9 protein-coding genes and 1 pseudogene are annotated in these 11,486 nt (G+C 73.4%); 5 read left to right on the top strand and 5 right to left on the bottom strand.

Annotation, left to right across the window (positions count from 1 at the left end):
• Positions 1-2 precede the first annotated feature (2 nt).
• Entirely contained in the window at positions 3-455 is a 453-nt protein-coding gene (locus tag M4J07_RS04395) for a VOC family protein (RefSeq protein WP_255967380.1), read from the bottom strand.
• 248 nt (positions 456-703) lie between these two features.
• On the opposite strand from M4J07_RS04395, the pseudogene M4J07_RS04390 reads away from it, so the two are divergent.
• The 5 genes and pseudogenes from M4J07_RS04390 (at position 704) to M4J07_RS04370 (ending at position 4,363) form a co-directional block, all read left to right on the top strand.
• Positions 704-2,279: pseudogene (locus M4J07_RS04390) on the top strand (ATP-binding protein).
• Positions 2,280-2,399: 120 nt separating this feature from the next.
• Positions 2,400-2,834 carry a roadblock/LC7 domain-containing protein gene (locus M4J07_RS04385; RefSeq protein WP_255967378.1) on the top strand — a complete coding sequence of 145 codons (435 nt, stop codon included), beginning with the start codon at positions 2,400-2,402 and terminating at the stop codon, positions 2,832-2,834.
• A gap of 2 nt (positions 2,835-2,836) precedes the next feature.
• Positions 2,837-3,208: a DUF742 domain-containing protein gene (locus M4J07_RS04380; protein WP_255967376.1), complete on the top strand. Its 372-nt coding sequence runs from the start codon at positions 2,837-2,839 to the stop codon at positions 3,206-3,208.
• Positions 3,186-3,785, top strand: a complete 600-nt coding sequence (locus tag M4J07_RS04375) for a GTP-binding protein (protein ID WP_255967374.1) — start codon at positions 3,186-3,188, stop codon at positions 3,783-3,785. Before M4J07_RS04380 ends, M4J07_RS04375 begins: the two co-directional genes overlap by 23 nt.
• Positions 3,782-4,363: a GAF domain-containing protein gene (locus tag M4J07_RS04370; protein ID WP_255967372.1), complete on the top strand. Its 582-nt coding sequence runs from the start codon at positions 3,782-3,784 to the stop codon at positions 4,361-4,363. The genes M4J07_RS04375 and M4J07_RS04370 overlap by 4 nt, the downstream gene beginning before the upstream one ends.
• Positions 4,364-4,376: 13 nt before the next feature.
• Here M4J07_RS04370 and M4J07_RS04365 read toward each other — a convergent pair whose 3' ends face one another.
• From M4J07_RS04365 to M4J07_RS04350, 4 genes are all read right to left on the bottom strand, one after another.
• Positions 4,377-6,290: a DUF2264 domain-containing protein gene (locus M4J07_RS04365; RefSeq protein ID WP_255967370.1), complete on the bottom strand. Its 1,914-nt coding sequence runs from the start codon at positions 6,288-6,290 to the stop codon at positions 4,377-4,379.
• A gap of 32 nt (positions 6,291-6,322) precedes the next feature.
• Positions 6,323-8,737 carry a polysaccharide lyase 8 family protein gene (locus M4J07_RS04360; protein WP_255967368.1) on the bottom strand — a complete coding sequence of 805 codons (2,415 nt, stop codon included), beginning with the start codon at positions 8,735-8,737 and terminating at the stop codon, positions 6,323-6,325.
• A 21-nt stretch (positions 8,738-8,758) separates the two neighbouring features.
• On the bottom strand, positions 8,759-10,201 hold the full coding sequence (locus M4J07_RS04355) for a M60 family metallopeptidase (RefSeq protein WP_255967367.1): 1,443 nt from the start codon (positions 10,199-10,201) through the stop codon (positions 8,759-8,761).
• A gap of 111 nt (positions 10,202-10,312) precedes the next feature.
• Positions 10,313-11,437 (bottom strand): LacI family DNA-binding transcriptional regulator, encoded by a 1,125-nt coding sequence (locus M4J07_RS04350; protein ID WP_255967365.1) that lies wholly within the window; start codon positions 11,435-11,437, stop codon positions 10,313-10,315.
• Positions 11,438-11,486 lie beyond the last annotated feature (49 nt).

The following is an 11,486-nucleotide window of genomic DNA, read 5'->3' as shown; positions in this document are numbered from 1 at the left end:
GCTCAGCCGGTCGCCGCCGCGACACAGAACTCGTTCCCCTCCGGATCGGCCATCAGGATGTGGTGGCCGTCGAACTCGTCCAGGATCGTGCCGCCCGCTCGCACCAGCCGGTCCGCCTCCGACTCGATGCGGGCCCAGCGCTCCTGCGGCGCACCGTGCCCCGGCACCCGCACGTCGATGTGCAGCCGGTTCTTCGCCGTCTTCGGCTCCGGCACCTTCAGGATGCTCAGCCGCGGCCCCACCCCCGCCGGATCGCACAGCCACGCCCCGTCGTCCGCGGCGTCGCCCGCCTTGTCGCCGTCGCCCGGCAGCGGGCCGAACGACGCGAGCCACTCCTCGCGCGTCGCGAACGGCGCGGGCGGGGGCGCGTCCACGTAACCGAGCGCCGTCTTCCAGAAGTCGGCGAGCAGCGGCGCGTCCGCGCAGTCGAGCGTGAGGTCGAATCTCGTTGCCATGGGAGCAGACCGTACGGGAGGGCACTGACACTCCGGCCTGGGCGAACGGGTGTCCGACCGGACAATCGGACTGCCGTGCGAGGACTCATACCAGAGCGGGACGTCGGCCGCCGGAGTTTGGCAACTGCCCACCGCACATGAGGCGTTGACGACTACCGTGAGTGCCCGCCGCGCGACGCCGGGTCGCCCTGGCTGACGTCGCGACCGCTGCCACAGACCCCCCACAGAACCAAGGACGAGGACGCCGTATGTCTCAGCTTCGCCAGCCGGCCGCCCGCGCAGACCGCCGCGAAGGCGGTCGGCACGGCAGGCCGGCCGGGCGGGCCGCCGCACCGCATCCGTCCGAGACCCACATACGGCCCCACCTGCTGCGCATCGCCGTCCTGCCACCCCTCGCGGTGGCCCTCAGCGCGAGCGCGGCCGTCCTGTTCGCCGTACGGTCCACGGGCGTCCGGCCGAGCGCCACCCTCTGGGCCGTCCTCGCCGCCGCCTGCCTCGTCACCGTGGCCGGCATCGTGATCGCCGCCGTCGCCGCCGACCGGGCCGCCACCGCCGTCCGTGACCGGGTCGTCGGGCTGCGCCGCACCAGCGCCCGCGGCCAGGCCGAACTGCGCGGACTCGTCGAGCGGTTGCGCAAGGGTGAGGCCCCGCCGCCGCGCCGCGCCCCGGCGGCACCCGCCCCCGGCGCCGACGACTTCGACCGCCTCGCCGCCGACCTCGCCCGCGCCCAGGACGTCGCCGTCACCACCGTCGTCCAGGCCACCCAGCTCTCCAGCCAGGCGGGCAGCCAGCAGAAGGTCGAGGTCTTCGTGAACCTCGCGCGGCGCCTGCAGTCCCTGGTGCACCGTGAGATCTCCATCCTCGACGACCTCGAGAACGACGTGGAGGACCCCGACCTGCTCAAGGGGCTCTTCCACGTCGACCACCTGGCGACGCGCATCCGCCGGCACGCGGAGAACCTCGCCGTCCTGGGCGGCGCCGTGTCGCGCCGCCAGTGGAGCCACCCCGTCTCCATGACCGAGGTGATGCGGTCCGCGATCGCCGAGGTCGAGCAGTACTCCCGCGTCAAACTCGTCCCGCCGATCGACGGCACCCTGCGCGGCCACGCCGTCGCCGACTGCATCCACCTCCTCGCCGAACTCGTCGAGAACGCCACGGTGTTCTCCGCCCCCCACACCCAGGTCCTGCTCCGCGCCAACCTGGTGACCTCCGGGCTCGCCGTCGAGGTCGAGGACCGCGGCCTCGGCATGCCCGTCACCGAGCAGAACAAGATGAACGCCCTGCTCGCCGACCCCGACCAGGTCAACGTGGCGAGCCTCCTCCAGGACGGCCGCATCGGTCTGTTCGTGGTGTCGCAGCTCGCCCGGCGGCACGGCATCACCGTACGGCTGCAGACCAACATCTACGGGGGAGTCCAGGCCGTCCTCGTCCTGCCGCAGGGACTGCTCGGCACGGACCGCGACGAGGGCGCCGAGCGCACCCCCCACGTGCGCAGGGCCGCCGCCGCGGCGACCGCCGACAGCGTGCTCGGACCGCAGGCCGCCGCGGCGAACGGACACAGCGCCGTCGTCCGCCCCGCCGACACCGCTCAACGGCGCGGTGCGCGGCACCATGGGCCGCCCCCAACTGCCCCGGCGCAGAGCGCAGGAACACCTCGCACCGCAACTGCGCGGCGGCCCCACCCAGCGCCAGGACGACGAGCCGCCGGTGGGCCACGACCCCGGCCTGATGGCTGCCTTCCAGCGCGGCATCACGCTCGCCGAGGCGGCCGACCCGCGCGAACCCCCCACCCGGCCCCGGGACACGGGCGGGAGCGCCGAGTGACCCCCGAGGGCACGGGCACGGCTCCGCCGTGCGAGGAGATACCCGGCGGGCCGCGCCCCGCCTCCGTCCTTCCCCCCGACCAGCACCACACCGAGCAGTCCACCAAGGAGTCGATCCCCCATGGCGAGCGATGTGCCGACGGGTCATGTGTCCGATCTCGACTGGCTGATGAGCGGCCTCGTCCAGCGCGTTCCCCACACCAACAGCGCCGTGCTCCTCTCCTCCGACGGCCTCGTCAAGTCCGTGCACGGACTCGACGCCGACAGCGCCGACCACATGGCGGCCCTCGCCTCGGGCCTCTACTCGCTCGGCCGCAGCGCCGGGGTCCGGTTCGGTGACGGCGGTGACGTCCGGCAGGTGGTGGTGGAGCTCGACTCCACCCTGCTGTTCGTGTCGACCGCGGGCTCCGGGACCTGCCTGGCGGTGCTGGCCGGGCGGGAGGCCGACGCCGCGGTCCTCGGCTACGAGATGGCCATGCTCGTCAAGAGCGTCCGGCCGTACCTGGTGACCGCGCCCCGGCAGCCCTCGGCCGAACCCACGGCGATGAGGAATTGAGGGTGGCGGCCCCGCAGGACGGGCCGTGGCTCGACGGCGCCGCAGGCCGGCTCGTGCGCCCGTACACGATCAGCAACGGACGCACCCGGCCGAGCACGTCGATGGACCTGCTGTCCCTGGTCATGGCCACCGGGGCGACCCCCCTCGGCTATCTGGGACCCGAGCACGGCCAGGCGCTCGAACTCTGTGCGCAGCCCACGTCGGTCGCGGAGATCGCCGGCCACCTCAAGCTCCCCGCGGCCGTCACCAAGGTCCTGCTGTCCGACCTCGTCGACTGCGGGGCGATCACCACCAAGCCCCCCACGTTCCACGACAACCCCACTGACCGGTCCCTACTGGAGGCAGTGCTCGATGGACTACGACGACAGCTCTGATCCCTTCCCCACCGCACTGAAGATCTTGGTCGCGGGTGGGTTCGGGGTCGGCAAGACGACCTTCGTCGGGGCGGTCAGCGAGATCGCTCCGCTCAGCACGGAAGAGCTGCTCACCACGGTCAGCGCTGACACGGACGACCTCGACGGCATCGAGAACAAGGTCGAGACGACCGTCGCGATGGACTTCGGGCGGATCACCCTCGACCCCGCGCACGTGCTCTACCTGTTCGGCACCCCGGGACAGGAGCGCTTCTGGTTCATGTGGGACGAACTCTCCGAGGGCGCCCTCGGAGCGGTGATCCTCGCCGACACCCGTCGCCTGGAGGACTGCTTCGCCGCCGTCGACTTCTTCGAGGAGCGCGGCATGGGCTTCATCGTGGCGGTCAACGAGTTCGACGGCGCGTACCGCTACGAACCCGAGGAGGTGCGCGCCGCCATCGACCTCGACCCCGAGGTGCCCGTGGTGCGCTGCGACGCGCGCATCTCCAGCTCCGGCATCCAGACGCTGCTCACCCTGGTCCGGCACCTGCTGGCGCACTCCGCGCCGGCGGCCACCGGCTTCGGAGCCCACACATGACGTACGACGCGGCCGGGCGTCTGCTGCTCACCCCGGTCGACAAGGAGGGCCCCGACCGGGCGCGGCGGCTGCGCCGGCTCGACCTCGGACAGCGTCCCGAACCGGTCTTCGACCTGTTCGCCGACCGGCTCGCGGACGTCACCGGAGCTCCGTACGCCATGGTCAACTTCATCGACGACAACCGGCAGTTCTTCGCCGGACTGCACACCCCGGACGGCGACCACCGCGGTGGTGAACTGAGCGCGGTGGCCGCCGAGTCCGCCGGCGGCTCGGCGAGCCGCTACATGGCACGCGACCACGGGTACTGCCCCCACGTGGTCGTGCGGCGCAAGGCGCTCGTCCTCGAAGACGTCTGCGACTACCCGCGCTTCGCGGGCAACCCCGTGGTCGACGAGATCGGCATCCGCTCCTACCTGGGCGCACCCCTGATCGACGACCGTACGGGGCTCGCGCTCGGCACCGTGTGCGTCGTGGCCACCGAACCCCGCCCGTGGGGGCGTGCCGGGCTCGCGGTCATCAAGGCGATGGCCGCGGAGCTGATGGACACGGTCCGGGGGCGGAGCGACCTGCTGGGGTGAGGCCGCGGCCGGGCTACACGGTGACGGTCTCCCCGTCGGGGAACGTGATCCGCACCTGCCCGTCGTCGTCCACCGCGCAGGCGATCGACTCGCGGAGCGCCTCGGGATGCACCACGTCGCGGGTCAGCGCCACGAGCGCGACGTGGACGCTCGCGCCGCCGGGATGGTGCCGCGCACGCAGGTACGGGGTCGCGGAGTGCGGCCCGTGGGCGTTGGCCTCGACCTCGCGGGCGACACCCGTGTCCGCGTCCCAGCCGTACAGGGCGACCACCGCGCTCGTCAGCCCCGACTCCGTGCGGGTCAGCGCCCACCCGGGCCCCTGCGCGGCGTGCGGTCGGGTGCTGTCGGCGACGGCGTGACCGCCCTCGCGCACCGTGACGCCCGCCGGCGCCTGCACCCGGTGCACGCGCAGCTCCCAGGGGCCGTGCAGCACGCTCGTCGACTCGATCGGAAAGTCTTCGTCGCTGTCCGGGAGCCGGGCGTCGTGGCGGGACGAGGCGCGTTGTCCCTCGCATGTGAGCGGATGGATGCGGCGGCGGCGCGACGGGGTGCCGTCGGCGGCGAGCAGGGCGATGTGGTTGTCGACGGTCCTGGCCCAGGCGTGCGGCGCGGACTCCGGTGCGGTCGCCGTGGAGTAGGCGAGCTTGGCGTAGTGCGGATCGTCGGTGGCCGGGCCCTCCAGGGCGTTGTGGTCGCTGCCGTGGTTGATCAGGCGGACGATGCCGTCGTGCGGGGTGCCGTGCAGCAGCCAGCCGGGTGCGGGCAGCGCCGTGTACTGGCCCGCCTGGTCCGACTCCTCGACCGGCAGGGGGAGTTCACGAGCGGTCCACACCGGGTGGTCGGCGGGCAGCAGCAGCCCGAGGAAGCCCTTGCTCGCCCAGTACGGTGAGGCGGGCCCCGAGTACGGCTGGGTCGCGGGCAGGAACGTGTCGTACCAGCCCAGCGGCAGCAGCCCCCGCTCGTCCGGCACGCCCCGCTCCACGAAGTGCCGGGCCGCGCCGGACGCCAGCCGCCGGGTCAGTCCGGGGTCGAGCGGCGTGCAGTCGGCCAGCGCGCCCATCCACACCGGCGCGGTCGCGGCGAACCGGTAGGTGAGCGACCGGCCCTGGTGCACGGGCGCGCCGTCGCCGCCGAAGAACCTCGGGTAGGTGTCCAGGAACCGGCCCAGCCGCTCGCGGTAGACCTTCGCGCGCCCGCCGTCGCCGTCCGGACCGGTCATGCGGGCCCACAGCAGCGGGTACAGGTGCAGGGCCCAGCCGATGTAGTAGTCGAAGTTGCGGCCGTCGCCGTCGGTGTACCAGCCGTCGCCGACGTACCAGTCGTCGATCCGGTCGAGGCCGCCGTCGATGTCGCTCTGGCTGTACGGCGCGCCGACCGAGGCCAGGAACTGCTCGGAGACGACCTGGAAGAGACGCCAGTTGTTGTCCCAGGTCCGGCCGCCGACGAAGCCGGAGAACCAGTCGACGACCCGCTCCTGGACCCGGGCGTCCAGCCGGTCCCAGATCCAGGGGCGGGTCTCGTGCAGACCGATCGCGACGGAGGCCGCCTCCACCATCTGCTGGGAGCAGTCGGTGAGTTCGGGCCAGGCCTCGCCGCTGTCACGGTCCGTGCCCGTTGTCAGACCCTGCGTATACCTTTCGATCAGGTGGGAGATCACGGACGAGCCCGGCTCGTCCCGGCCGCCCGCACCCGCGATTCGGAAGGAGGCCAGCAGAAATGTCCGAGCGAACCCTTCGAGCCCGTCCGAGACGACCCCGGACCAGCTGGCCCGCCCCGGCAGCCGGTACTGGGCGAATCCCGGTGTCGCGTACGGCAGCAGCGCGTCCAGCTGCCGGTCGGCCAGGGCCTCCCAGTGCGCCCGGGTCCATCCCGTCAGCGGGGAGCGGACACGGTCGGTGGGCGGCTGGGGGAAGTACGGGGCGGGCATGGTGGTTCGCTGGCTCCTCGGTCGGGGCGGGATCAGATCAGGTCGGCGGTGTGGGTGTGGCCGCGCGAGCCGCCCACGTGGACGGTGAGCACGGGGCGTCGGCCCGGGGTGACCGTGACCGTGTCGTCGGCCCTGACCACCCGCCGTACGGGGAAGGGCAGTTCGACGGTGAGGGTGGTGGCGGTACGGCCGGGGTCCGCGACGGCGACGGAGACGCCGTCGTCGCGGCGGCGCACCAGCACGGTGCCCGGGCCGTCGCAGCCCAGGCCCTCGACCGTGCCGGCCGCCCAGAAGTGCGCGGCGAGCAGCCCGAGCCGGGGCGAGGCGACGGCCTGGACGCCGGCGTCGTTGCCGAGCACCCGCACCGGCCGGGACCGGGACCAGGCGGCGGTGGCCGCGGCCGTCGCCCCCGGCAGGAGCACGTAGGCGTAGGAGGCGGCCGCGGGGGAGGTGCCGTGGTCGAACCAGAGGGTGGCGTAGCGGCGGGTGACCGGTGCCGTGCTGCCGCCCGTGTCCGCGCCGGTGTTGAGGTCGCGCCAGGTGCCCGTGCGTTCCTCGCGCAGCGCGCACAGGGGACCGCCGGACGGGAAGACGTATCCGCCGCTGCCCTCCAGGTGGGCCCAGCGCGCGTCGGTGAGCCGCGCCGACCAGCCCTGGTCGCCGGGCTGCCGGTGTCCGTCGACGGTGAGCCGCTGCGTTCCGCCGGCGTGCAGGTTGCGGTTCTCCACGACCGTCTCGATCGTGCGGCCGTCGCTCGCCGTGATGCCGCTGCCCAGGGCGACGACCGCGTTGTCCACGAAGAACCACGCCTTCTTGGCGCGCAGGGTCGACCCGTCGGCGATCAGTTCCATCGCGGCGGCGCCGTACCGGCCGTCGAGGACGGCGCCGCCCGCGACCGCGTTCGTCGGCCGGAAGGTGCCGGTCCCGCCGCCCGTGCCGAGGTCCGTGCGGGGGCGGGTGTCCACGGTCGTGCCCGGCAGCCGGTGGGGATCGACGGTCGGCCAGAAGCCGTCGCCGAACGCGTCGAGGTCGTCGCCGTCGTACAGGTAGGTCATGCCGTCGCCGGTGTACCAGCCGTGCAGGTTCTCGCCGTTGCCCGCCTCGTAGGCGGCGATCCGCTTCGACGACAGCGACAGGGCGCACGCCCAGCCGGGCCGCCGGTGCACCACCCGGTCCATGTCGGCGAAGACGAAGTGACCGGTGAGCCGCTCGGCGGGACTCACCGCCGGGTCGTCGAGCAGCGCCTTGGCGCGGGCCAGGGCGGGGATGCCGACCAGCGAGGCGTACGGCGTCTCGGTGTTCCGCAGGATCCAGCCCTTCGCCGCCGCCCGCCAGCGGTCCGCGTACGACTGCGGTGCGCCGTCGGCGAGTTGGAGGACGTAGGAGACGGCGACGGCGCCGTCGGTGTGGTCGCGGGCCCGCTCCCGGGATATCGCGCGTCCGCGCACCGCGTCCATCATCAGTCCGTCGAAGAGAACCGGTGCGAAGGTCCGGTCCACCGCGTCGTGCAGGACGCCGACAGCCGGATCGGTCACGGCCCACGCGGACCCGGCGAGCAGCGCGATCAGCTGCCCCGCGCCACCGAGCAGCACACTGCCGTACGTGCCGGTGTACGCGACGACGTCGTGCTGGACGAAGGAGCCGTCGGGGTAGAAGCCGTCGCCCGAAGTGACGTACCGGAAGAGGCTGTTCCTGCTGCTGTCGCGGACGTCCGACAGTCCGTCGCGGGCCAGCGCGAGCGCCGCCGGATCGCGGCCGAGCAGCCCGCGCAGGGCGACGATGACGGCCTTGTCGGCCCGGTTGGCGCCGGTCTCGGCGAGGGAGGGGGAGTTGGTCCGCCGGTCGGGGTTCGGCACGAACCGGGCGACGGTCTTCACATAGGCGTCCAGGTCGGCCGCCGGCAACCGGTCGCGCAGCAGCACGCACGTGTCCATGAGGGCGCGCGGCGAGCCGATCTCCCAGAACCACCAGTTGCCCGACTCGGACCGGGCCGGGGCGTAGCCGACGGCGTTCAGGAAGCGGAGCGCGTCGAGCAGTCCGGCGAGCACCTCGGCGTCGCCGGTGAGGGAGGTGCCGGGCGTGGCCCAGGCCGTGGCGATGGTCCGCAGCCGCTGATAGCTCTGGCCGAACATGCCGGGGTCGGAGGCCGGCGAGAGGTCGGCCCACAGCGCCGTGCGGCCCGCCGACGCGTCGAGCCGGCCCCACCAGTCGGCGGCCTGCGCGTCGAGGGCGTCGAGCGCGCCCGCGAAGTCGGGGTCGGCCGGGTCGAAGGCGCCGCCGGTGAGCTGCTGTTCGGCGCGCGCCAGCAGCGCCTCGTACGGATCGTCGGCCGCGGCGGAGGTCGTCGCAGCGGCGGCGCCCGGTGCGAGCGGAAGGGCGAGCGGGACGGTCAGCGCGGTGGCGGCGGCCCCGGCGAGCGTCAGGGTCCTGCGTCTGCTCAGGTCCATGATCGGTGGTCTCCCTCCGGGTCAGTCGGCGAGCGTGGCCGGGTCGACGGACGGCTGCGGCAGGTTCAGGGCGGCCAGCTCGGCGCGGCCCTGCGCGTCGATGGGGAAGGCCCACGTGGTGAGGAAGAACTCCGTCAGGTCGCGTCCTGCCGTGCGGCTCGCGTAGGTGGCCAGGGCCCGGTAGCGCTTCGCGGTCTCCGTGTAGTCGGACTGCGGGTTCTCCTCGCGCACCAGCTTGTGCAGCCGGGGCCAGAAGTCGTCGCCGAACGCGAGCTCCAGCTGCCGCAGCGGGACGAGCTTCTCGTACGCCGAGAAGGACTTCTCGTAGGCGAGACCGGCCGTGCCGAACTTGGCGCGGGCCGACTGGAAGTAGGTCAGGCCCGTCTTCGGGTCGACGGTCAGCAGGTTCGACGGCTGGCCGAGGGCGCGCTGCACGGCCAGCGAGTAGATGTTCACCGTGACCTCGGTCAGACCGCCCGGCTTGTAGGCCATCTGCTGATGGAGGTGGCCGAGTTCGTGGTAGAGCCCCCAGCCTCGGGTGGTGAGGCCCTGCACCGTGGTGGCGCGGTCCAGATAGGCGCGCGGGAAGCCGTTGTAGCCGTGTGTGGCGTAGGCGCCGACGCCGGACGGCACCACCGACACCTCGGTGAAGTGGTAGCCGCCCGCCTTCGGCCGGTGCACAGGACGGGACGAGTCGAGGCCGCTGATGTCCGACTCCGCGTCGATGATCCGCTCCAGCAACCGGAGCAGTGCCGCGTGGTCCTCGTCCCGGTACAGCAGTGCGCCGTCGCGGGTGAGGGTCACGATGGAGCGCGGGCCGTGCAGCTCGACGACCGGGACATCGGTGTAGGTGTCCAACTGCCGCTGGTAGTCGGCCTCTTCGGTGCAGCCGAGAGTGAAGACGGGCATCGGCACGGAGCCGCCCTTGAGCTTCACCCCGGCCCGCTCGCCCGCTCCTTCGAGGGAGAAGTACACGGGGCCGCCGTGCGGGTCGGTCACCGTGTTGGCGCCCGGCTTCAGGGGGTAGCTGCGCGGCTCGGTGACCGTGCCGTAGTAGTCCCACCGGCCGATCCACAGGGTGGGCAGCACGTCGTCGTACGGCAGGACGTCGAGGCGGAGGGGGGTGTCCGCCGCCACGTGGTGGCCCGTCGGCTGGAACTCGGAGCCGCGCAGTGCCTGTCCGAGCCGCAGGCGCTCGGACTCGCCGGAGGGGCGGGCCGTCAGCTGCACGGTCGCGGAGGCCCGGGCATCGGCGCTCCGGGTGTCGGCGGCGCGGGCCGCGGGGGCGCCGAGGGCGACGACGGCGCCGGCTCCCGCGAGCCCGGCGAGCAGCGAACGACGGCCGGGGCCGGGGGAGTTGGTGGTACCGGGGCGAGGCGTGTGAGCAGGGCGCATCCAGGACTCCCAGGGGACGAAGAACGTCGGAGTGAGGGGCGGGGTGAGCGTGAGGCTGCGCGCCAGCATGTAAGCGTTTGCTATCCGCCCGCAAGAGGGTTCGGCGAGTTTCTGTCCGTTACTACGCGGAGAGGCCTCGAAACGAGCAGAATCGAGCACGCGGGGCCTTGGGGCGACGGCTCAGGACCGGTCCTGGAGCCCCCGCCCGCCGCGCGGCGGCGCCACCGAGTCGCGGACGACGATGTGCGTGCCGAGCCGCAGCGTGCCCGTCGTCGGGGCGCGCCAGTCGTCCTCGTCGCCGCCGTTGAGCGCCACCCGCACCGCCTGCCGGCCCATCTCCTCCAGCGGGATGCGGACGGTCGTCAGGCGCGGCCGCAGCTCCTGGGCCACCGGGATGTCGTCGTAGCCGACCAGCGACATGTCCTGCGGGACGCGCACGCCCGCCTCCTCCAGCGCCTGCGCCGCGCCCGCCGCCACGATGTCGTTGGCCGCGAAGACGGCGGTGAACTCCGGCCCGTCCCGCAGCAGTTCGGCCATCCGCCGGTAGCCGAAGGCCCGGCCGAACGCGCCGGGCTGCTCCAGCGCGGGGTCCCGCTCGATGCCCCGCAGCTCCAGGGCCCGCCGGTGCCCGGCCAGCCGGTCCCGGGCCGTCGACAGCGCGGGCGGCCCGCCCAGGTACAGGATCCGCCGGTGGCCCTGGGTGATCAGGTGGTCGGTGATCGCGAAGGCGCCGCCCTCGTTGTCGTACTCGACGCCGACCGTGGGCACGCCGTCGCCGAGCGAGGGGCGCCCGCACAGCACCAGCTTGGAGCCGCCCGCGGCCAACTCGTGGGCACGGCGGGCCAGTTCGGCCTTGTAGGCACGGTCCTCGACGCTGCCGCCGACGAGCACCACGGCGTCCGCGCGCCGCTCGTGCATCAGCTCGATGAAGGCCAGCTCGCGCTGCGGATCGCCCTGGGTGCAGCAGACCAGGCAGAGCCGGTCGCCGTCGGTCGCCTCGCGCTCGACGCCGCGCGCGATGTACGCGTAGAACGGGTCGATCAGCTCGCTGACGATGATGCCGACGGTGCGGCCGGAGACGCCGGCGAGGGCGCGGGCGTGGGCGTTGACCACGTACCCGAGGGCGCGCATCGCCTCCTCGACGCGTTCGCGCGTGGCGGCGGCGACCGGATAGTTGCGGTTCATCACGCGGGACACGGTCGCCGTGGAGACCCCGGCGTGCCGGGCCACGTCCACGACGGTCGCGCGGCGCTGTCCGCCGCCCGGCGCGTTCGTGCCGGGTCCCGTGGAACTCTGCCGGGACATCCGGTCCACCCCCTGATCGTCGTCCTGATGGTCGTGTCGTGCGGCCGGT

It is taken from the genome of Streptomyces longispororuber, assembly GCF_024448165.1.
GTDB lineage: Bacteria > Actinomycetota > Actinomycetes > Streptomycetales > Streptomycetaceae > Streptomyces > Streptomyces longispororuber_A.
Note: the sequence above shows the minus strand (reverse complement) of the source record. Positions and strands in the feature narration are given on the sequence as shown.